This window comes from Allobosea sp. UNC402CLCol, from assembly GCF_000745475.1.
In the GTDB taxonomy this organism is placed as follows: Bacteria; Pseudomonadota; Alphaproteobacteria; order Rhizobiales; family Beijerinckiaceae; genus Allobosea; species Allobosea spartocytisi.
The window spans coordinates 656,615-677,077 of sequence record NZ_JQJJ01000010.1 but is presented as its reverse complement, the minus strand read 5'-3'; the positions used below and the strand labels follow the sequence as shown (position 1 = coordinate 677,077).

At 67.8% G+C, this 20,463-nt stretch carries 18 protein-coding genes; 8 read left to right on the top strand and 10 right to left on the bottom strand.

Features of this window, described 5'->3' with window-relative positions; translation table 11 throughout:
- Positions 1-19: 19 nt before the first annotated feature.
- The 4 genes from GY40_RS15030 to GY40_RS15015 all read right to left on the bottom strand — a co-directional run bounded on the left by GY40_RS15030 (position 20) and on the right by GY40_RS15015 (position 4,350).
- Entirely contained in the window at positions 20-634 is a 615-nt protein-coding gene (locus tag GY40_RS15030) for an HAD family hydrolase (protein ID WP_038364309.1), read from the bottom strand.
- A 114-nt stretch (positions 635-748) separates the two neighbouring features.
- Complete coding sequence (locus GY40_RS15025; RefSeq protein WP_081925415.1) at positions 749-1,384, bottom strand: TIGR00725 family protein; 636 nt, start codon at positions 1,382-1,384, stop codon at positions 749-751.
- A 5-nt stretch (positions 1,385-1,389) separates the two neighbouring features.
- Entirely contained in the window at positions 1,390-2,100 is a 711-nt protein-coding gene (locus tag GY40_RS15020) for an orotate phosphoribosyltransferase (RefSeq protein WP_038363505.1), read from the bottom strand.
- Positions 2,101-2,268: 168 nt separating this feature from the next.
- Positions 2,269-4,350: a 3-hydroxyacyl-CoA dehydrogenase NAD-binding domain-containing protein gene (locus GY40_RS15015; protein ID WP_038363503.1), complete on the bottom strand. Its 2,082-nt coding sequence runs from the start codon at positions 4,348-4,350 to the stop codon at positions 2,269-2,271.
- A gap of 235 nt (positions 4,351-4,585) precedes the next feature.
- Here GY40_RS15015 and pgi point away from each other — a divergent pair, with 235 nt between their 5' ends.
- From pgi to GY40_RS14980, 7 genes are all read left to right on the top strand, one after another.
- Positions 4,586-6,226: a glucose-6-phosphate isomerase gene (pgi, locus tag GY40_RS15010; protein WP_038363501.1), complete on the top strand. Its 1,641-nt coding sequence runs from the start codon at positions 4,586-4,588 to the stop codon at positions 6,224-6,226.
- Between the two features lie 41 nt (positions 6,227-6,267).
- Positions 6,268-7,479 carry an acyl-CoA dehydrogenase family protein gene (locus GY40_RS15005; protein ID WP_038363498.1) on the top strand — a complete coding sequence of 404 codons (1,212 nt, stop codon included), beginning with the start codon at positions 6,268-6,270 and terminating at the stop codon, positions 7,477-7,479.
- Positions 7,476-8,501: a phosphotransferase family protein gene (locus tag GY40_RS15000; protein WP_038363496.1), complete on the top strand. Its 1,026-nt coding sequence runs from the start codon at positions 7,476-7,478 to the stop codon at positions 8,499-8,501. The genes GY40_RS15005 and GY40_RS15000 overlap by 4 nt, the downstream gene beginning before the upstream one ends.
- A gap of 92 nt (positions 8,502-8,593) precedes the next feature.
- Positions 8,594-9,301, top strand: a complete 708-nt coding sequence (locus GY40_RS14995; RefSeq protein ID WP_038363495.1) for a GntR family transcriptional regulator — start codon at positions 8,594-8,596, stop codon at positions 9,299-9,301.
- 116 nt (positions 9,302-9,417) lie between these two features.
- On the top strand, positions 9,418-10,380 hold the full coding sequence (locus GY40_RS14990; protein WP_038363494.1) for a dihydrodipicolinate synthase family protein: 963 nt from the start codon (positions 9,418-9,420) through the stop codon (positions 10,378-10,380).
- 16 nt (positions 10,381-10,396) lie between these two features.
- Entirely contained in the window at positions 10,397-11,638 is a 1,242-nt protein-coding gene (locus GY40_RS14985) for an NAD(P)/FAD-dependent oxidoreductase (RefSeq protein ID WP_038363493.1), read from the top strand.
- Positions 11,639-11,650: 12 nt separating this feature from the next.
- On the top strand, positions 11,651-12,652 hold the full coding sequence (locus GY40_RS14980; RefSeq protein WP_038363492.1) for a 4-hydroxyproline epimerase: 1,002 nt from the start codon (positions 11,651-11,653) through the stop codon (positions 12,650-12,652).
- 36 nt (positions 12,653-12,688) lie between these two features.
- Here GY40_RS14980 and minE read toward each other — a convergent pair whose 3' ends face one another.
- Genes minE through minC form a run of 3 tightly spaced genes read right to left on the bottom strand, consistent with a single transcriptional unit; the run spans position 12,689 to position 14,531 of the window.
- Positions 12,689-12,952 (bottom strand): cell division topological specificity factor MinE, encoded by a 264-nt coding sequence (gene minE / locus GY40_RS14975; RefSeq protein ID WP_038363490.1) that lies wholly within the window; start codon positions 12,950-12,952, stop codon positions 12,689-12,691.
- Positions 12,949-13,764, bottom strand: a complete 816-nt coding sequence (gene minD / locus GY40_RS14970; RefSeq protein ID WP_038363487.1) for a septum site-determining protein MinD — start codon at positions 13,762-13,764, stop codon at positions 12,949-12,951. Before minD ends, minE begins: the two co-directional genes overlap by 4 nt.
- A 32-nt stretch (positions 13,765-13,796) precedes the next feature.
- Positions 13,797-14,531 (bottom strand): septum site-determining protein MinC, encoded by a 735-nt coding sequence (minC, locus tag GY40_RS14965; RefSeq protein ID WP_038363485.1) that lies wholly within the window; start codon positions 14,529-14,531, stop codon positions 13,797-13,799.
- Between the two features lie 256 nt (positions 14,532-14,787).
- Between minC and nhaA the strand changes: the two genes are divergently transcribed.
- Positions 14,788-16,629 (top strand): Na+/H+ antiporter NhaA, encoded by a 1,842-nt coding sequence (gene nhaA, locus GY40_RS14960; protein ID WP_038363483.1) that lies wholly within the window; start codon positions 14,788-14,790, stop codon positions 16,627-16,629.
- A 191-nt stretch (positions 16,630-16,820) separates the two neighbouring features.
- Here nhaA and GY40_RS14955 read toward each other — a convergent pair whose 3' ends face one another.
- From GY40_RS14955 to GY40_RS14945, 3 genes are read right to left on the bottom strand one after another with little or no spacing between them, the layout of a single operon-like run.
- On the bottom strand, positions 16,821-17,636 hold the full coding sequence (locus GY40_RS14955; RefSeq protein ID WP_038363481.1) for an alpha/beta hydrolase: 816 nt from the start codon (positions 17,634-17,636) through the stop codon (positions 16,821-16,823).
- A complete protein-coding gene (locus GY40_RS14950) occupies positions 17,633-18,832 on the bottom strand; it encodes an NAD(P)-binding domain-containing protein (protein ID WP_038363480.1) in 1,200 nt (399 codons plus the stop codon). The genes GY40_RS14955 and GY40_RS14950 overlap by 4 nt, the downstream gene beginning before the upstream one ends.
- Positions 18,833-18,834: 2 nt before the next feature.
- The gene (locus tag GY40_RS14945) at positions 18,835-20,070 is read right to left on the bottom strand and encodes an ATP-grasp domain-containing protein (protein WP_248311175.1); all 1,236 of its coding nucleotides are present in this window, start codon (positions 20,068-20,070) and stop codon (positions 18,835-18,837) included.
- Positions 20,071-20,463: the final 393 nt, after the last annotated feature.

The window sequence follows — 20,463 nt, the reverse complement described above, 5'->3', positions numbered from 1 at the left end:
GAAAATTTTGTCGCGACGGTCAGAGCGCCAATCCGCGCTCCCGCAGCGCTGCGCGCAGATCGATCGGCTCGACGAAATGCACCGTCCGCATGCCGACACCGTCGGCGGCGGCGATGTTCTTGGCGCTGTCGTCGACGAAGATGCAGTCACCGGCAGCGAGGCCGTAGCGCTCCAGCAGCACGTGGAAGATCGCCGGGTCCGGCTTGATCAGCCGCTCATGCGCCGAGACCACGACCCCGTCGAAGGATTGCAGGAAGGGGAAGCGGATCAGGCTCTCCGCCCATTTCTCGCGTGAGAAATTGGTGATGGCGTAGACCTTGTCACCGCGCGCCTTCAGCTCCTTCAGCGTCGCGACGCTGTCCTCGATGATGCCGGGTACGGTCTCATGCCAGCGCTCGTCATAGGCCCTGATCTCGCGCTCCCATTCCGGGTGCTCAGCCACCAGCAACGCCACCGCCTCTTCCCAGGAGCGGCCGCGATCCTGCTCGATGTTCCAGGCGGCGGTGCAGACATTCTGCATGAACCAGTCGAGCCGCTCCGGATCGGGAATCAGGTCCCGGTAGAGCAGGCGCGGATCCCACCGGATCAGCACATTGCCCACATCGAAAACCACCGTCGGGGAAGCTGCTGCCATGATCTCCATCCGCTCATCCGCCCCCGCCGGCGACAGAAGGCCCGGCACGAAGCATCGCGCCGGAGGGTGGAGCGGCACCGGCTGCCGCGTCAACCGGGCGATATGCCGTTCACCTCAGAGCGCGAGAAAAACCCGCGCGACCTGCGCAAGCGCCTCCTCGGCATCGGCGCAGCGCACCGCGCCTTCGACCGCCGGAGCCCCGTCGAGCAGGAAGACCGGCCGCTTGAACTGAAGCGCGAAGGCGATCTCCGACAGGGTGCCGTAGCCCCCGCCGACGGCGACGAGACAGAAGGCCGCACGCGCGATCAGCGCATTGCGCGCGACGCCGATGCCGGTCGCCAATGGCACGGTAACGTAGGGATTGGCCGCCGCCGGCTCATCGTCGGGCAGCAAACCGATGGACAATCCTCCGGCGCCCTCGACGCCGCGGCAGACCGCCTCCATCACGCCCGAGCGGCCGCCGCAGAGCACCGTGACGCCGTGCCCGGCGAGGAGGGCGCCCATATGCTCGGCCATGGCATCTTGCGATGCGGTCGGCGTCCGCGTCCCGATCACCGCGACGGGGACACGCACGGCCTTGCCGCTCTCCCGCTGCAACCAGCGCAGGGCCTCGGTGGGAGAGATCGCCACATCGTCGGAAACCCCGGCCCCGGCGCCCCAGATGCGGGCCGCCGGATCGAAGCAGCGCCCGGTCCCGTCGCGCAAAACGCGGCGGCCGGCATCGAGGCGCAGTGGCTTGCCCGGCTCCATCCGGGTCAGGCCGACTTCTCCTGGCCGAACTCGGAGATGCCGCCATGCCTGGCCGACCAGCTCGCCGGGTCGTTCAGGAAGCTCTCGACCTCGGCCAGCACCTTCGGCTCGAAATGGCCGCTCTCCTTGGCGACCGCCAGCACGTCCCACCAGGTCGTCAGATAGTGCAGGTTCACGCCGATCTCGGCCATGAGCTCGCGGCTCTTCGGGAAGATGTCGTAGTAGAACAGCACGAAGCAATGATCGACGACGGCGCCGGCATCGCGCAGCGCCTGGCAGAAATTGACCTTGCTGCGCCCGTCCGTCGCGAGATCTTCGACCAGCAGCGTGCGCGCGCCGACCACGACCTCGCCCTCGATCTGGGCATTGCGCCCGAAGCCCTTCGGCTTCTTGCGGACATACTGCATCGGCAGCATCAGCCGCTCGGCGATCCAGGCGGCGAAGGGAATGCCGGCGGTCTCGCCACCGGCGATATTGTCGATCGATTCGTAGCCGATGTCGCGCACGATGGTCGAGGCGGCGAAATCCATCAGCGCCGAGCGCAGGCGCGGATAGGAGATGATCTTGCGCGAGTCGGTATAGACCGGGCTTGCCCAGCCGGAGGTGAAGACGAAGGGCTTGTCCTTGTAGAAATGGACCGCATTGATTTCGAGGAACATCTTGGCCGCTTCGCGCGCGAGGACCGACCGATCGGCGGCGGTGAACAGATTGGCCATGGCGTCGATTTCTCCGGTCTGAGCGCCATCGTTCGCCGCGCGCGGCGTGAGACGAGGCACCTGTCAAGTTCGCAAACGGCCCCTTCTGTTCCTTCGCGACGGGAGGGTCAATAGCCGGCCGGCGGGTTTTCGACAGCGCTGCGCATGGCCATTCCAGAGTGGGAGGCTTCAGCCAGCCACGTTATCGAGGCCGGCGAATCCCTTGCCTTCGGCCGCGAGGCGCTTGAGCAGCGGTGCCGGCTCCAACGCCTTGTCGCCGCTCTCGGCCGCCTGGGCTTCCAACCGCTTGGCGATCGCGTCGAGCCCGACGCCGTCGGCCCAGTACATCGGCCCGCCGCGCCAGGCCGGCCAGTTGTAGCCGTTGATCCAGACGACATCGATGTCGCCCGGCCGCGCCGCAATGCCCTCTTCGAGGATGCGCGCGCCCTCGTTCACCATCGGGTCGAGCAGCCGTGCCAGGATCTCCGCCTGCGAGAAGGCCCGGCGCGTCACGCCCTGCTCGGCCGAGATGCGCTGGATCAGCGCCTCGACCTCCGGGCAGCGCTGGCCGGCGCGCGCGCCTTGCGGGTAGAGATAATAGCCGCGCCCGGTCTTCTGCCCGAACCAGCCGGCCTCGCAGATCGCATCCGCGACGGGAGCCTTCAGGCCCCGCGCCTTGCGCGAGCGCCAGCCGATATCGTTGCCGGCGAGATCGGCCATGGCGAAGGGGCCCATCTTGAAGCCGAAATCGACCAGCGCCTGGTCGACCTCGTAGGGCAACGCGCCCGCGACGAGCAAACGCTCGGCCGCGCGCGTGCGCTGCTCCAGCATCCGGTTGCCGACGAAGCCGAAGCCGTTTCCGACGACGACAGGCACCTTGCCGAGCTTGCGCCCGAGCGCGACGGCAGTCGCGATCGCATCGTCCGCCACGCCCTTCGGCCTGACCACTTCGAGCAGCTTCATCACATTGGCCGGGCTGAAGAAATGCATGCCGAGCACGTCCTGCGGGCGTTTCGTCGCGGCCGCGATGGTGGGCACGTCGAGATAGGAGGTGTTGCTGGCCAGGATCGCGCCGGGCTTCGCCACCTTGTCGAGCTCGCCGAAGATCTGCTGCTTGACGCCCATCTCCTCGAAAGCCGCCTCGACCACGATATCGGCTCCAGCCGCCCCGGCGAGACCGACCACGGGCTTGATCAGCGCCAGCCGAGCCGCCCGCGCCTCCGGCGCCAGCGAACCGCGCTGGACGGAGATATCGTAGATCGCGGCGATGCGGTTCACGCCGTTGTCGAGCGGTGCCTGCGCCGTCTCGATCAGCGTCACCGGGATGCCGGCATTGGCGAAGCACATGGCGATGCCGCCGCCCATCGTGCCCGCGCCGATCACGGCGGCGCTGGCGATGGGGCGCGGCTTCACCTCGGGCCCGATGCCCGGCACCTTCGCGATCTCGCGCTCGGCGAAGAAGACATGGCGCAGCGCTTTCGAGCGGGGATCGTCCACCAGCGCCAAGAACAGCTTGCGCTCGGCCGCCAACCCGTCGTCGAACGGCAGCAGGAAGACGTTGCTGACCGCCTCGACCAGCGCCGGCACATTCGGCATCTCGCCCGCCTTGCGCAGCGCGTCTTTCGCCTGAACCTCGAAAGCGGCGCGGTCGGCTTCGGTGAGCTTGTCGACGGCAGCGCTGGTGACGGGGCGGCGCCCCTCCCCGGCGAGCCCTTCGGCGACGCGGATCGCCGTGGCGAGGAGATCGCTCGACACCACCTCGTCGAGCAGCCCCCATTCGAGCCCGCGCCCCGCCGGGATCGGGTCGCCCGAGAGCATCATCGCAAACGCCTTTGCCGCGCCGATCAGCCGGGGCAGTCGCTGCGTGCCGCCCGCGCCGGGAATGAGGCCGAGCTTGATTTCGGGCAGGCCGAGCTGCGCTGACGGCAAGGCGACGCGGGCATGGCAGGCGAGCGCGACCTCGAGCCCGCCGCCGAGTGCCACGCCCTGGATCGCGGCAACGACCGGCTTCGGCGAACGCTCGATCGTATCGAGCACATCGGGCAGGAACGGCGGCACCGGCGGCTTGCCGAACTCGCTGATATCCGCGCCGGCGATGAAGGCCTTGCCCGCCGCCGCGATCACGATCGCGCTGACCGCCTCATCCGCATTGGCTCGCCCGATCGCCTCGACCAGCCCTGCCCGGACCGCCGCGCCGAGCGCGTTCACCGGCGGACTGTCGAGCGTGATGACGGCAACCGCCGCGTTGCGGGAAAAGGCGACAGGATTCAAGGCGGCGGCTCCGGTTGAGGCATCCGTGGCGGCCGGCTGCCCAGCCGCCCCGAACGACACCGAGGAATAACCGATCTCGGTTGCCGGTCAGCAGATTTTTTTGCGGCCGGGCGCATGCGGGGCGCGCTGCGGAAGCCGACCGGAAACCGCCATGCATGGCAAGGTTGCAAGTCGAGGTGTCGGCACGGGCCGCTCTTGTCGTATGGTCCTGCGCATGACGAACGGAGCATCGACTATGCCGAAGCGGTTGGAAGAGATCTGGAGCGCGTTGGCGGCCTGCCGCGACGCGACGAAAGGACGCCATCTGCGCGCTTTTTTCGCCGAGGACGCTGAGCGCTTCGCCGGTTTCTCGGCCCGGCTCGACGATCTGCTTCTGGACTATTCCAAGACCTCGGTCACCCCGGGCGCCTTCGCTCTCCTCCTGAAGCTCGCGCAGACCGCCGAGGTCGAGGCCAAGCGCGACGCCATGTTCGCCGGCACCGCGATCAACACCACGGAAAACCGCGCCGTGCTGCATGTCGCGCTGCGCAACCTGTCGGACCGCCCGATCCTGGTCGACGGCATCGACGTGATGCCCGAGGTGCGCGCGACGCTGGACCGTCTCTTCGCCTTCGCCGAGGGCGTGCGCGACGGCAGCATCGCCGCCGCCGATGGCGGGCGCTTCACCGATGTCGTGAACATCGGCATCGGCGGCTCCGATCTCGGGCCGGTGATGGCGACGGCGGCGCTGGCGCCCTATCATGACGGCCCGCGCCTGCACTACGTCTCCAATGTCGACGGCGCCCATATCGCCGACACGATCGCGAAGCTCGATCCAGCGCGGACGCTGGTGATCGTGGCGTCCAAGACCTTCACCACCGTCGAGACCATGACCAACGCCGCCACCGCGCGCAAATGGCTGGCCGGCGCGCTCGGCGAGGCGGCGGTCGGCGCCCATTTCGCCGCGGTCTCGACCGCACTCGACAAGGTCGCCGCCTTCGGCATCCAGCCGGAACGCGTCTTCGGCTTCTGGGACTGGGTCGGCGGCCGCTATTCGGTCTGGTCGGCGATCGGCCTGCCGGTGATGATCGCGATCGGGTCGGAGAACTTCCGCGCCTTCCTCGCCGGCGCCCATGCGATCGACGAGCATTTCCGCACCGCGCCGCTCGACAAGAACCTGCCTGTCCTCATGGGCCTGATCGGCCTGTGGCATCGCGATGTCTGCGGCTATCCCTCCCGCGCCATCCTGCCTTACGACCAGCACCTCGTCCGGCTGCCCGCCTATCTCCAGCAGCTCGACATGGAATCGAACGGCAAGCGCGTGCGCAAGGACGGCACGCCGGTGGAGCGACCGACCGGCCCCGTGGTCTGGGGCGAGCCCGGCACCAACGGCCAGCACGCCTTCTACCAGCTCATCCATCAGGGCACCGACGTCGTGCCTTGCGAGTTCCTGATCGCGGCCGAGGGCCATCATCCCGACCTCGCCCACCATCAGCGCCTGCTGATCGCCAATTGTCTCGCCCAGAGCGAAGCCCTGATGAAAGGCCGCACGCTCGACGAGACGAAGGCGCAGCTCGCCAAACGGGGCCTTGCTCCCGAAAAGCTGGAAGCGCTCGCCCCGCATATGGTCTTCCCCGGCAATCGTCCCTCGCTGACCATCGCCTATCGCAAGCTCGATCCCTTCGCGCTCGGCCGGATCGTCGCGCTGTTCGAGCACCGCGTCTTCGTCGAGGCGGCGATCTGGGACATCAACGCCTTCGACCAATGGGGCGTCGAACTCGGCAAGGAGCTGGCGACGGCGTTGCTGCCGGTGATCGAGGGCAAGGCGCCCGGCGCCAGCCATGATTCCTCGACCGCGGGCCTCGCCGCCTATCTCACGGCTGGCAGGAGCGCCTAGCGGCCTGCCGCCTCTCCCTCCCTCATCAGCCTGGACCGACGATGGATTTCACGATTTCACCGGAGCTCGAGGATCTGAGGCAGCGGATCGCGGCCTTCGTCGAGAGCGAGATCATCCCGCGCGAGGCCGATCCCGCGAGCTGGGACGCGCATGAGAACATCGCCTTGCCGGCGCTGGCGGAGCTGCGGGCGAAAGCCCGCGCAGCCGGGCTCTGGTGCCTTCAGCTCAAGCCGGAAACCGGCGGCCTCGGTGTCGGGCGCGTCGGCATGGCGGTCTGCTACGAGGAAATGAACCGCTCGATCTTCGGCCCGGTCGTGTTCAACTCGGCCGCGCCCGACGACGGCAACATGATGGTTCTGGAGGCGGTGGCGACGCCGGACCAGAAGCGCCGCTGGCTCGCGCCGATAGTCGCGGGCGAGGTCCGCTCGGCCTTCGCCATGACTGAGCCGCATCCCGGCGGCGGCTCCGACCCGACCATGATCCGCACCCGAGCCGAGAAGCAGGCCGATGGCTCCTGGAAGCTCTACGGCCGCAAATGGTTCATCACCGGCGCGGAAGAGGCGGCGCATCTCATCGTGATCGCCCGCACCTCCGACGATCCGCGCCGGGGGCTGACGGCCTTCCTCTTCCACCGCGACCAGCCCGGCTGGGAGATCGTCCGCCGCATCCCGATCATGGGGCCCGAAGAGCATGGCGGCCATTGCGAGATCGCCTTCGACGGTCTGCGCGTCCCGGCCGAGGACGTGCTGATGGGCGAGGGCGACGGCTTCAAGGTCACGCAGATCCGGCTCGGCCCCGCCCGCCTGACCCATTGCATGCGCTGGCTCGGCCTCGCCAAGCGCAGCGTCGAGATTGCCCGCGCCTATGCCGCGACGCGCGAGGGCTTCGGCATCCGCCTCGCCGACCGTGAAAGCATCCAGCTCAAGCTCGGCCGCACCGCCATGGCGATCGAGATCGGCCGGCTTCTCGTCATGAAGGCCGCCTGGGAGCTCGACCGTGGCGGGCAGGCGCGCAAGGAGGTCTCGATGGCCAAGGTGCAGGCGGCCAACACATTGCACGAAGCGGCCGACATGGCGATCCAGATCAACGGCGCGCGCGGCTATTCCAAGGACACCGTCCTCGAATGGATCTACCGCTACGCCCGCCAGGCACGGCTGGTCGACGGCGCCGACGAGGTCCACCAGATGGTCCTCAATCGCTTCCTCGACAAGGAAGGCGACGCCTTCTGGCGCTGGCCGGTCGCTGGCGCATGACCGCTCCCGCCGGACAGCCAGATCCCGGCTTCGACGCCGCCATCCTCGACCGCTTCCTGCGCGGTGCCGTGGAAGGGCTGTCCGGCCCGATGCGGCTGCAGCAGATCAGCGGTGGCCAGTCCAACCCGACCTTCTTCGTCACCTATGACGAGCGCGCTCTGGTGCTGCGCAAGCAGCCGCCGGGCGATCTTCTGCCTTCCGCTCACGCCATCGACCGCGAATATCGCGTGATCAGCGCGCTCGCCCAAACCGATGTGCCGGTGCCCCCGGCCCTGCTCTATTGCGACGACCGCACCATCCTCGGCACCCCCTTCTACCTGATGGAGAAGGTCGAGGGCCGCGTCTTCCACGACTGCACTTTGCCCGGCCTTTCCCCCGCAGAGCGCAACGCCATGTACGCCTCGCTCGCGACCACGCTGGCGGCGCTGCACAATGTCGATGTCGCGGCGGTGGGTCTCGCCGATTACGGCAAGCCCGGCAATTACTTCGCCCGCCAGATCGCGCGCTGGGGCCGGCAATGGGAATTGTCCCGCAGCCGCGACGACGCCCATATCGACCGGCTCCGTGCCTGGCTGCCGGAGCATATCCCGGCCGACGAGACCGTCAGCCTCGTCCATGGCGACTATCGCATCGGCAATGCCATGTTCCATCCGACCGAACCGCGCATCGTCGCCCTGCTCGACTGGGAACTCTCGACGCTCGGCCACCCGCTCGCGGACCTCGCCCATTCCGCCATCGCCTGGCTGTCGCGGCCGGCGGAGTATGGTGGCATCGAAGGGCTCGATCTCGCAGCGCTCGGCCTGCCCGATCTCGCTGGCTTCACCTCCCTCTATGCAGCCGAAGCCCGCCACGGCCAGACGCTGCAGCCCTTCCACCTCGCCTTCGCCCTGTTCCGCTGGGCCGTGATCTTCGAGGGCATCGCGGCGCGCGCCCGGGCCGGCAACGCTTCCGCCGACAACGCCGCCGAAACCGGGCGCCTGGCTGCCGCCTTTGCCCGGCATGCGGCGGACCTCACCCAGTGAGCTGGGTCCGCCCCCCTCGCCGCGCCGATTGATCCGCCGCCGTCCCACCCGTATGCCTCTTGTCGACAAGAGGGCCCGCAAGAGGACTGTGGATGAGCGCGACGAAGACACCAGCCCCCGCCCCGGAGCGCAAGCGCGGCTCGGGCGTCAAAGTCGTCTACGACCTGCTGCGCGACGAGATCCTCGACCTCGTCCTGCCGCCGGGCAGCCCGATCGACGAGGTGCAGCTCGCCGAGCGCTTCCAGATGTCGCGCACGCCGATCCGCGAGGCGCTGGTGCGGCTGGCCGGCGAAGGATTGATCGACACGCTGCCGAACCGCTCGACCATGGTGGCGAATCTCGACTTCCTCAACATGGCGCCCTTCTTCGACGCGCTGACGCTGATGTATCGGGTCACGACCCAGCTCGCCGCCCAGAACCACCGGCCCGCCGATCTCGAGGCGATCCGCGCCCGGCAGGCCGAGTTCGCCGCCGCCGTCGCGGCACAGGATGCGCTGGCGATGATCGCGACCAACGCCGCCTTCCATGCCGCGATCGCGGAAGCCGGCCGCAACCCCTATTTCAACAGCCTGTTCAGCCGCCTCCTCGACGAGGGCCGCCGCTTCCTCAGGCTCTACTACCAATCCTATGACGACCGGCTGCCGCAGCAATTCGTCGATGAGCACGAGGCGATGATCGCCGCGATCGTCACGCGCGACACGGCAGCGGCGGAGCGTCTCGGAAAGGCCCATGCCGAGCAGATCGTCGAGCAAATTCAGAAGCTTATGGTCGGCGAGAAACGACTCGAAATCCCGCTCTAGAACGCTCGCCCGAATTCTTGTCGACAAATAATATGCAAGATGCTAGGAAGGGGCATGGGAGAGTCGCTCCGACGCGGCGCGAGCCTCCGCCGACCGGCAGCCAGAAGGAGATCGAGATGAAGGCCAAGATTTTCTCCGGCGTGATCCCCGCGCTGATGACGCCCTGCAAGGCGGACCGCACGCCCGATTTCGACGCGCTGGTGCGCAAGGGCAAGGAGCTCATCGCCGCGGGCATGTCCGCGGTGGTCTATTGCGGCTCGATGGGTGATTGGCCCCTGCTCACCGACGCCCAGCGCATGGAAGGCGTCGAGCGTCTGGTGAAGGCCGGCATCCCGGTCATCGTCGGCACGGGCGCGGTCAACACCGCCTCCGCCGTCGCCCATGCCGCCCATGCCCAGAAGGTCGGCGCCCAGGGCCTGATGGTGATCCCGCGCGTGCTCTCACGCGGTTCGGTCATCGCCGCCCAGAAGGCTCATTTCAAGGCGATCCTCACCGCTGCCCCCGACCTGCCGGCGGTGATCTACAACAGCCCCTATTACGGCTTCGCCACCCGCGCCGAGCTGTTCTTTGCGCTCCGCGCCGAGCATCCCAACCTCGTCGGCTTCAAGGAATTCGGCGGCCCGGCCGACATGCGCTACGCGGCCGAGAACATCACCAGCCGCGACGACGGCGTCTCGCTGATGATCGGCGTCGATACCGCCGTCTTCCACGGCTATGTGAATTGCGGCGCCACTGGCGCGATCACCGGCATCGGCAATGTGCTGCCGAAGGAGGTGATCCATCTCTGCAAGCTGTCCGAAGCCGCCGCCAAGGGCGATGCCGAGGCGCGCCGGCTCGCGCTGGAGCTGGAGCAGGCGCTGACCGTGCTCTCCTCTTTCGACGAAGGCCCGGACCTCGTCCTCTTCTTCAAGCACATGATGGTGCTGAAGGGCGATGCGGAATACGCGCTGCACTTCAACGAAACCGATGCGTTGAGCGACAGCCAGCGCGGCTATGCCGAGACGCAGCTCAAGCTCTTCGACGCCTGGTACGCGGATTGGTCGAAGCAGCCGGGCGCCGCGCGGAAGCACGCCGCCTGACGGCAGCGCCCACCCGATGGCCGCTCCCGATGTCATCGTCATAGGCGCCGGCGTGGTCGGCCTCTCCGCCGCGATCGCGGCGCAGGGGCGCGGCCTCTCCGTCGTCGTGCTGGATCGCGAGGGGCCGGCGGCAGGCGCCTCGGCCGGCAATGCCGGCGCCTTCGCGTTCACAGACATCCTGCCGCTCGCCTCGCCCGGCATTCTGTGCAAGGCGCCGCAATGGCTGCTCGACCCGCTCGGGCCACTCTCGGTGCCCCCGGCCTATGCGCTGCGGATCGCACCCTGGATGTTCCGCTTCTGGCGAGCCTGCACGCCCGCCCGCGTCGCGCATTCCACCGCCGCGCAGACCGCGTTGATGGACCTGTCCAAAGCCGAGATCGAACCCTTCCTGCGCGAGAGCGGCACGCTCGGCATGCTGCGCAAGGACGGCAATCTCCAGGTCTATGAGGGCGAGGCCGAGCTCAAGGCTTCCCTCCCCGGCTGGCGCGCCCGCGAGGCGCACGGCATCGAATTCCGCCACCTCGATGCCGCCGGCATCGCCGACATCCAGCCCGGCCTCGCACCGCGCTTCAGCCACGGCACCTTCACGCCGGGCTGGTATTCGATCGCCGATCCCAAGCTCTACACGCTCGCTCTGGCCGAGCATTTCCAGCGCAAGGGCGGCACGATCGAGCGGCTGGACGTCGTGGGTCTGGCGCCGCAAGGCGACGGCATCGAAATCCGCACCCGTGACGGTGCCCTACGTCACGCCGCAAGGGTCGTCCTCGCCGCCGGCGCCTTCTCCCACCGCATTGCCCGCAGCCTCGGCGAGCGCATCCCGCTCGAAACCGAGCGCGGCTACAACACCACCCTGCCCTCCGGCGCCTTCGACCTGCGCACACAAATCACCTTCGGCGGCCACGGCTTCGTCGTCTCTCGGCTTTCGACCGGCATCCGCGTCGGCGGTGCCGTCGAGCTCGGCGGATTGGATTTGCCGCCGAATTTCCGCCGTTCGGAGGCGATGCTGGCCAAGGCCCGAACCTTCCTGCCGGGCCTCAACCCCGAGGGCGGTGTGCAATGGATGGGCTTCCGCCCCTCGCTGCCGGACAGCCTGCCGGCGATCGGCCGGGCGCGGGCCTCAGCCCGTGTGATCTATGCCTTCGGCCATGGCCATCTCGGCCTGACGCAATCGGCTGGCACCGCCCGGCTCGTCGCTGACCTGTTGACAGACCGGCCAACCGCCGTCGACATCACCCCCTTCTCCCCGCAGCGCTTCTGAGAGGCGTATCCCATGGCCAGCCATACCTTCTCCTGCATCGACGGCCATACCTGCGGCAATCCGGTGCGCCTCGTTTCCGGCGGCGGCCCGCTGCTGGAAGGAGCGAACATGCTCGAGAAGCGCGCCCATTTCATGCGCGAATTCGACTGGATCCGCACCGGCCTGATGTTCGAGCCGCGCGGCCACGACATGATGTCGGGCTCGATCCTCTACCCGCCGACCCGGCCCGATTGCGACGTCGCCGTGCTTTTCATCGAAACCTCGGGCTGCCTGCCGATGTGCGGCCACGGCACCATCGGCACGATCACCATGGGCATCGAGAACGGGCTGATCACTCCGCGCGAGCCGGGCAGGCTCTCGATCGACGCCCCTGCCGGCAAGGTCGATATCAGCTATCGCCAGGAGGGCCGCTTCGTCGAGGAAGTCCGCCTGACCAATGTGCCGGGCTTCCTCCATGCCGAGGGACTGACCGTGGATGTCGAAGGCCTCGGCGAGATCGTCGTCGACATCGCCTATGGCGGCAATTTCTACGCCATCGTCGATCCGCAGAAGAACTTCCGCGACATCGCCGACCACACCGCCGGCGAGTTGGTCGGCTGGTCACCGAGGCTGCGCGCCGCGCTCAACGCCAAATACGAGTTCGTCCACCCGGAACACCCCGAGATCACGGGCCTCCGCCACATCCTGTGGACCGGCCAGGCGACCAAGCCGGAAGCCCATGCCCGCAACGCCGTGTTCTACGGCGAGAAGGCGATCGACCGTTCGCCCTGCGGCACCGGCACCTCGGCCCGCATGGCGCAGCTCGCCGCCAAGGGAAAGCTCAAGGTCGGCGACGAGTTCGTGCACGAATCGATCATCGGATCGCTGTTCAAGGGCCGCGTCGAGGCGGCGGCGACGGTGGCGAACCGCGAGGCCATCATCCCCTCCGTCGCCGGCTGGGCCCGGATGACCGGCTACAACACCATCTTCATCGACGACCGCGACCCCTTCGCCCACGGCTTCGTCGTCGCCTGAGGAAGCCCTGAGGCCGCGATGTGTGAAAGGCGGCCCTCAGGCCGCCTTCTTGCCCGCGTCGAACGGGATCTCGATGTCGACGGCCAGCGTCGAGACCTGGGCGCCGCGCTCCATCCTGACGGTGACCTTCTCGTCATCGACCTGCATGTGCTTCGAGATGGCGCGCAGGATTTCGTCGCGCAGCTTGGTGACGAGGTCGGAATCGCCGACGGCGGCGCGCTCATGCGCCAGCAGGACCTGCAGTCGCTCGCGAGCTGCCGGAGCCGATGGCGAGCGGGAGAAAAGACGGAGCAGATTCATGCCGCTTTCCTTCCGAAGAACTTGCCGAAGAAGCCTCGCTTCTCGCCGGGGATCGCGACCGGGAGGCTTTCTCCCTTAAGCCGGCGCACGGCCTCGAAATAGGCGATCGCCGGCGCGCTGCGGTCGTCTGCAAGCGTGACGGGCGAGCCGATATTGGAGGCGCGCAGCACGTCCATGCTCTCCGGGATGATGCCCAGCAGGGGGATCGACAGGATCTCGAGGACGTCGTCCACCTTCAGCATGTCGCCGCGCTCCGCGCGGGCGGGGTCGTAGCGGGTGAGCAGCAGGTGCTTCTCGACGCGCTCGCCGTTCTCGGCCCTCAGCGTCTTGGAGTCGAGCAGGCCGATGATGCGGTCGGAATCGCGCACCGAGGAGACTTCCGGATTGGTCACGACGATAGCGATGTCCGCATGGCGCATGGCCAGCGTCGCCCCGCGCTCGATGCCGGCCGGGCTGTCGCAGATGACCCAGTCGAAGCTCTGCTTCAGCGCGCCGATCACCGCCGCGACGCCCTCGGCCGTCAGATTGTCCTTGTCGCGCGTCTGCGAGGCCGGCAGCAGATAGAGCGTCTCGACCCGTTTGTCGCGGATCAGCGCCTGCGTCAGCTTGGCCTCGCCCTGGATGACGTTGACGATGTCGTAGACCACGCGCCTTTCGGCGCCCATGACGAGGTCGAGATTGCGCAGGCCGACGTCGAAATCGATCACGACGACCTTCTCGCCGCCCTGTGCGAGTGCAGCGCCCAGCGCGGCGGAGGAGGTCGTCTTGCCGACGCCGCCCTTGCCCGATGTGACCACGATGACCTTGCCCATTGACCGCTCCTTTGAATGTTGATGCCTGCGGCTCAGGCGAGCGCTTCGACCTTGAACGCTTCGTTCTCGAGCCAGATCTGGACGGATTTGCCGCGGAGCCCGGGCTCCATGTCCTCCGCCGTCTTGTAGTAGCCGTCGATGGCGATCAGCTCCGCCTCGAGCTTGCGGCAGAAGATGCGTGCCGCGCCGTTGCCCATCGTGCCGGCCATCGCCCGTCCGCGCAGGGTGCCGTAGACATGGACCGAGCCGCCCGCGACGATCTCCGCTCCCGATGCGACCGAGCCGATGACGGTCACGTCGCCTTCCAGGAAGACCAGCGACTGCCCCGAGCGCACCGGCTGCGTGACGATGATGGACGGCACGGCCTTCGGCAGCTGCGGCGCGACCGGCTCGCTGCTGGCGACGGCATCGGCCTTGGGGCTCTCGGCTGCGACCGGGGCCTCGAAATCCGAGGTGGGGCGCCCATCGGCCATGGCCGGCGGCAGGTCCGAGCCGAGCAGCGACGGGGACGCGCCCTCGATCCCCATGATCCGCACCTGGCGTGAGCCGAGCTTGCCGACGAGCTCCCGCAACTCAGCGCGGTCTATCTCCAGGCCGGAAACGTCGAGCACCACGGGTCGCCGCAGGAAGAAGCCGGCGGAGCGGGAGGCCAGATCGTCGAGCCGCGCCAGCCAGTCCTCGAAGGGCTGCTCCGGGGTCAGCGTCAGCGCGAGATAGGACCGCCCCTTGAGGCGGATAGGCCGGGGTTGAGTTAACACGTCGGTCATCTTGGTAAATTTTCGGTTGCTTCGGTGTATCGAGGGAATGGTTAACGGAGTGTAAATCGCCCCGGCGCATCCAGCGGGAGTCCACATTCTCTCCACAGCGCAGATCGGCTCGATCCGGCCGGCATCGCACATCTGCGACACCCGGTGCTGACGTGGGCCGGATGCTGCGGCTACCATGGCCGGGAAGCCGCTTGCCTCGGAAAGCCGATGCTGGTGTCTCGTCGAGCGTTCCGCCGGGAAACAGGGAATCACAGGAATGTCGCAGGCCGCGATTGCCAACCGTCTGGACCGCCCGGTCGACGACGCAGCCGATCACGTCCTCGGCCCCGGCCGCGCGCAGATCACGCTCGTCGAATATGGCAGCTACGCCTGCCCCCATTGCCGGGCTGCCAATGAGCGCATCGCCGAAATCCGCGACCAGCTCGGCGAACGCGTGCGCTATGTCTTCCGTCACCGGCCTCTGACCGACAGCGACATCGCGCTGCGCGCCGCCGAGCTCGTCGAACGCGCGCGGACCGCCGAGCAGTTCTGGGACGCGCACGTCAAGCTGATGACGCGCTCGCAGGTGCTGACCGAGGACGATCTCGAGGCGGTCGCCCGCGATCTCGGCCTCGCCGAGCAGGCTCCCGATCAAGCCGCGCAGGAGGCGCAGCAGGCCGCCGCCCGCGTCGAATCCGACATCGAAAGCTCCCATGCCAGCGGCGTGCGCTTCACCCCGACATTCTTCATCAACGAGCGCCGCTATGACGGCCCCTGGGACGAGAGTTCCTTCCTCGATGCGATGCTGGGGACGCTCGGCCATCGCTTCCGCACCGCCGCGCTCGATTTCGCGAGCTGGGGCCCTTCGGCCGGCATCCTGCTGCTGCTCGCAACCGTCCTCGCCATCGCACTGACGAATTCGCCGCTGGGGCCGGGCTTCGAGGCCTTCTGGCATCGCGAGGCGGCGCTCTCTTTCGGCGATGCCCGCTTCGGCATGTCGCTCCAGCACTGGGTGAATGACGGCCTGCTCACGATCTTCTTCCTGGTCGTCGGCCTGGAGATCAAGCGCGAGTTCACCGTCGGCCATCTCGCCGGACGGCGTTCCGCCGCGCTCCCCATCGCCGGCGCGATCGGCGGCATGGTCGTCCCGGCATTGCTGTACATCCTCGTCCTGCCAGGCGGGCCCTGGTCCCATGGCTGGGGCGTGCCGATGGCGACCGACACCGCCTTCGCCATCGCCATCATCGTCATGATGGGCTCGCGGGTGCCGATCGAGCTGCGCATCTTCCTCACCGCCGCCGCCATCGTCGACGACATCGGGGCGATCGTCGTGGTCGCGCTGTTCTATTCGGGCAAGCTCCAGCTCGGCTACCTGATCGCCGCACTCGTCCTAACCGGCGGGCTTGCCGCCCTCAACCGCGCGCATGTCTATCGCGTCGCGCCCTATGCGCTGATCGGCCTCGCGCTCTGGGCTTGCGTCCATGCCGGAGGGCTGCACGCGACGCTCGCCGGCGTCGTGCTGGCGCTGTTCATCCCGACCCGGCCGCCGGCCAATCTCGCCGCCCTCACGGCGCAGGCCAACTCGATCATGCTGGGCGAAGCGGCCCATGGCGGCGAGGTGCTGCGGCACGGCCCATCGACCCCCGCCCTGCGCGCGCTCGACGCGATCCATGACCGCCTGGAATCGCCGGCCGACCGGCTGCTGCGCCATGCCGGCGCCCGGTCGAGCTATCTCGTGCTGCCGCTCTTCGCCCTGGCCAATGCCGGCGTCGTCATCGCGCCGGACGTCCTCGAGGGACGCGGGATGCTGGTGCTCGCGATCGCGGCTGGGCTGGTCCTCGGCAAGCCGCTCGGCATGCTCGGAGCAGCCGCCCTCGCCGTCCGCCTCGGCGTCGCGCTCAAGCCTGCCGAATATTCCTGGCTCCAGCTCGCCGGAGCAAGCGCGCTCGCCGGCATCGGCTTCACCATGTCGCTCTTCATCGCCGGCCAGGCCTTCACTGATCCCGGCGATTTCGCCGCAGCCAAGATCGCGGTCTTCGCGGCCTCGATCGCTTCGGCCTTGCTGGGAGCGGGCTTGCTCGCGGCCGCCGCGCGAAGATTCGCGGACCGGACGGCGTAGATCGCCGCGCGCCCATCGGATACGATAACAAAACTATACCCATGCGTTATCGCGTATAATTCTCACAAATCGTCGCCTAAAGCGACCTCATGGAAATCATCAGCTCGTAAATTCTAAGTATAATTTCTGTATTATAGAGAAATGCACGCCAATTTTTCTATAAACGACTGCGATACTCCAACTCCGACGCATCAATGAAGTACGTGATCGGCGTCGCTCCACTCCGCGGTCGCCGCGAGAAAGGCGGCGCGCAACGCGGCGGCGTTCTCGGCCTCGAACAGCGTCTCATGGTTGCCGGGAAGGTCGATGATGCGAAGCTCGGGGCAGCGCTTGCGCCAAAGACCGTCATTCGCCGCCGTCGCGGCAGTACGCAGCAGAGCCGCCGGGGCATGCAGAGGCGTGGGGCGATCGTCGAGGTTGCGCATCCATGCTGCGGTCATGCGGATCCGGAGCCGCATGCTCAGCTCTTCCGCGAATGCCGGATCGATCGTGCCGATCCGATGAAGCGGCGCAGCGTGCTCGCGCGCGAGCACGGGCAATCCATCTCCGGCGAGGCGAAACAGGCCGCGCCAGGCGAGATGCCGGGCGTGGAGCACCAGTGCGCCCGGGCGCCCGCGCCGCAGAAGATCGGCCGCGTGGGAGGCGAGGCGCGCCTTCCACTGCGCCGATCGTGCCGCCGTGATGCTCCCGGAATCGATGATGCACAAACCCGCGACGGTGCGCCCAAGGCTCTCGAGACGGAGCGCGGTCGCATAGGCGAAATGGCCGCCGATCGACACGCCGAGCAGAACGACCGGCATCTGCGGGACGCGACCCATAATCTCCGCCGCGAAAGCATCGACCAGGGCCTCTCCGGTGAGGTCGGCATCGACGGAATTCCGCCAGTTTGGATAGCGCAGCGCAATGACGCGATCCCGGTCCGACGGCCCGGCGCAGAATGGTGCGCAATCCGGCGCGTGGCCGCTCGCGCCCGGCAGGACGATGAGCGGCAGGCCCGCGGCGTTCATGCGCGGGCCATGGCCGTTCGGGACAAGGCCGCCGCGATCGTGCGCGCCGTGTACTCCGCCCCGGCGACGAAGCGGAACACCGGGCCGAAGCTCATCGACGATGCCGGACCGGCGAAGCGCAGCCCCCGGACGGAAGACTGGAAGGATGCATCGAGCCGTGGCGCGCAGCCTTGCCGGGCAATGGCGCTGCGCAATTCGGGCGCCAGAAACGGGATGCGCTCGACATTCACCTCGTAGCCGGTGCCAGCGATCACCCGGTCGACGAGCAATTCGCGATCCTGCTTGTCCGCGCCCCGCAAGCGCAGCGACACGCGATTGCCGATCGCCTGCCCCGCAACCACGCTGGTATCGTATTCGACCGGCACGAGCGCCTCGACCCGCTCGCGCAGCCACCATGCGCCCTCGGGCGGCAGGAAGTTCCTGAGGAAGAGCGCGCGCCCGCAGGCCGGCAGCCGATGGAACGCGCCGGGCAACTGCGTCAGGGCCCATGCTTTCGGACTGCCGCCCAGCGCCGAGACCGGCCAGCGGATCCGCTGCCAGAGCGTCGGTGTGCGGCTCCCGCGGGTCATCCAAAGAGTGGATGGCTTGCGGATCAGCAAGCGCGGCGACGCGCCGGCTTCATGGAGCAGCGCGGCCGCTTCGAGGGAGGACTGGCCGGAGCCGAGGACGGCGACCTCGAGACCCTGGAAAGCAGCGAAGCTGTCGACCCTGGCGGTGTGCGTGGCAAGGGCGCCGGGCAGCGCTCGCAAGGCGTGCGGCATCTTTGCGAAGTTCGCCAGCCCCGTGGCGACGATGACATCCGATGCCTCGACCGCGTCACCATTGCTGAGCGTCAGGAGGTAACCCTGTCCCCGCCGGGAGACATTCGCGACATCGACGGGCTCGATCCAATCGACATGCCGCTCCTGAAACCAAAGGCCGTATTCGGCGAAATTCGCGATGGAGCAGGGCTCGAACGTCTCCAGGCCACGCGGCTCGTTGTAATCGGCGAAGGTCGAGCCCGGTTGCGGCGACGAGATGTTCGTCCCGAAGCAATAGGATTTAAGGTAGCGCCGGGATCCGGCGCGGGCGATCTGGCTCCAGAAGGCCATGGGTTGGCCGAAGATCCGGTGCGGGACATTGCGGGCCGCGAGATGGCTCGCAAGCGAGAGCCCGTAAGGTCCGCCGCCGATGATCGCCACGAGTTGCTTGCCCATCGTCACAGCCCGCGCGCGACCAGGGGAGAAGACGGAAGCATGGTCCGCACGAACCGCGGCGCCGCCCGAAATCCGAGATAGAGCTCGGACAGAATATGGACGATCCCCGGCATGGGGTCGCTGGGATCGGAGGCGAAATGGACCATATGCGCGCGGTTCTGCCGAGCCCAGCTGCGCCAATGCGCGAGATCCCCGAGGCGCGCCCGCATGCAGAGCGTTTGCGCCAGAAGGATCGCATGAAGGGTGAAGTTGTCGCAGAAGACGACCTTCTCGGCCGGGTTCTCATCTTGCGCCTCGGCCGCGAGGCTTCGAAGGGCTTCGGCTTCGCCGAGCGCGTCCAGATAGGCCAGCAGCGGCAGAGGTAGCCCGCGGCGCAGATCGAGGCCGATCTGGTTGAACAGGCGCGGATTGAAATCGATGATCGCCCAGGCGCCGTCGTGCAGGATGAACTCGACCTCGAACAGTCCGAAATAGTCGAGCTCGCGGCACAGGCGATGGACAGCCTGCGACAATGCGGGGTCGGCCGGGCGCGACTCGTAGCACACGCCGACCCCCACCGGCCGTGACCGCTGGAGGATCTTGGTCGAGCGCCGGGTCACGAACACATCCGCGCTGCGCCCGATGAAGCCGGAGATGGAAACCACGCCTTCGCGCCCGATCTCGACGAATTTCTGGATCACCGGCCGCACCGAGCCGGGCTCGCGCGGCGTTTCGTCGAAGCGGTACCGCTCGCGGGCGAGGAAGCGTGGATATTCCGCGAGGAGCTCTTCCGCCGAATGCACGACGACACCCTTGTCGTTGCGCAGGCGGTGGACATGGGTCCGCGGCTTGATCAGGACCGGATAGGGAAGGTGCGGCGCCCATTCGGCCAGCTCATCCAGGTTCTGCGGGTCCCAGCTCGGCAGGACAGCAACGCCGGCGCTCGTTGCGGCCTGTTCGAGCAGCGCCTTGTCGAGGATGCGCCTGATCGTCTCGATCGGCGGCTGGTACAGCCGGAAATAGCGCGCGAGGAGCGGCGCGTTTGAACTGTAAAGCCAGACCAGCTCGTCGGAGGTCGGCAGCAGCACCTGACCGGGATCGGACTTGCCGATCGCGAGCAGCCGGTCGAGATAGCGCATGCTGTCGCTTTCGACCGGCGCCGCATAGCGGCGCCCGGCGCAGCGCGACCATCCGGCCGGGCAGAAGTGGTGATCGACGATGACATTGGCGCCGATGCCGTAGCCGGCGAGGTGGCGCACGGCCGCGATCGTTCCTCCCGAGGACGCCGATCCCAACAGGACGGCGGGCCGTTTGAGAATGGGTTCTTGCATGCCAGGCCTCGATCGAGTGCAAGCCCTCCTGGCCGTCGCAAACCGCTTTCGCGAGTGGACAGCTGCCTCTAGAAACGCGGCAACATGCCCTTACGGCACGCCGCTCTCGGAATAATCCTGGTGGGGTCGGGATGTCCGGGAGGTCTTGGCGCAATTGCGCGAGCGTGGACGCAGCACGCGCGGCGTGAAAACACGCAGCGATCCCGGAATGGTATGGAGACGAGAGTGGAGATATTCGAACCGCTCAAACGCGCAACCGGTTGCGTTTTGTGGATCCGTATCGGGGTAGAGACGCAGGCATAACCGAGGGCACCCGCGATC

Excerpts from the sequence above, each read along its gene's own strand:
- GY40_RS15025 (WP_081925415.1), bottom strand. The coding sequence starts at position 1,384 with ATGGAGCCGGGCAAGCCACTGCGCCTCGATGCCGGCCGCCGCGTTTTG.
- GY40_RS14995 (WP_038363495.1), top strand. The coding sequence starts at position 8,594 with ATGAGCGCGACGAAGACACCAGCCCCCGCCCCGGAGCGCAAGCGCGGC.
- minE (WP_038363490.1), bottom strand. The coding sequence starts at position 12,952 with ATGAATCTGCTCCGTCTTTTCTCCCGCTCGCCATCGGCTCCGGCAGCT.
- GY40_RS14985 (WP_038363493.1), top strand. The coding sequence starts at position 10,397 with ATGGCCGCTCCCGATGTCATCGTCATAGGCGCCGGCGTGGTCGGCCTC.
- GY40_RS15005 (WP_038363498.1), top strand. The coding sequence starts at position 6,268 with ATGGATTTCACGATTTCACCGGAGCTCGAGGATCTGAGGCAGCGGATC.
- GY40_RS14980 (WP_038363492.1), top strand. The coding sequence starts at position 11,651 with ATGGCCAGCCATACCTTCTCCTGCATCGACGGCCATACCTGCGGCAAT.
- GY40_RS15030 (WP_038364309.1), bottom strand. The coding sequence starts at position 634 with ATGGCAGCAGCTTCCCCGACGGTGGTTTTCGATGTGGGCAATGTGCTG.
- GY40_RS14990 (WP_038363494.1), top strand. The coding sequence starts at position 9,418 with ATGAAGGCCAAGATTTTCTCCGGCGTGATCCCCGCGCTGATGACGCCC.
- GY40_RS14950 (WP_038363480.1), bottom strand. The coding sequence starts at position 18,832 with ATGGGCAAGCAACTCGTGGCGATCATCGGCGGCGGACCTTACGGGCTC.
- minC (WP_038363485.1), bottom strand. The coding sequence starts at position 14,531 with ATGACCGACGTGTTAACTCAACCCCGGCCTATCCGCCTCAAGGGGCGG.
- nhaA (WP_038363483.1), top strand. The coding sequence starts at position 14,788 with ATGTCGCAGGCCGCGATTGCCAACCGTCTGGACCGCCCGGTCGACGAC.
- pgi (WP_038363501.1), top strand. The coding sequence starts at position 4,586 with ATGCCGAAGCGGTTGGAAGAGATCTGGAGCGCGTTGGCGGCCTGCCGC.
- GY40_RS14955 (WP_038363481.1), bottom strand. The coding sequence starts at position 17,636 with ATGAACGCCGCGGGCCTGCCGCTCATCGTCCTGCCGGGCGCGAGCGGC.
- GY40_RS15000 (WP_038363496.1), top strand. The coding sequence starts at position 7,476 with ATGACCGCTCCCGCCGGACAGCCAGATCCCGGCTTCGACGCCGCCATC.
- GY40_RS15020 (WP_038363505.1), bottom strand. The coding sequence starts at position 2,100 with ATGGCCAATCTGTTCACCGCCGCCGATCGGTCGGTCCTCGCGCGCGAA.
- minD (WP_038363487.1), bottom strand. The coding sequence starts at position 13,764 with ATGGGCAAGGTCATCGTGGTCACATCGGGCAAGGGCGGCGTCGGCAAG.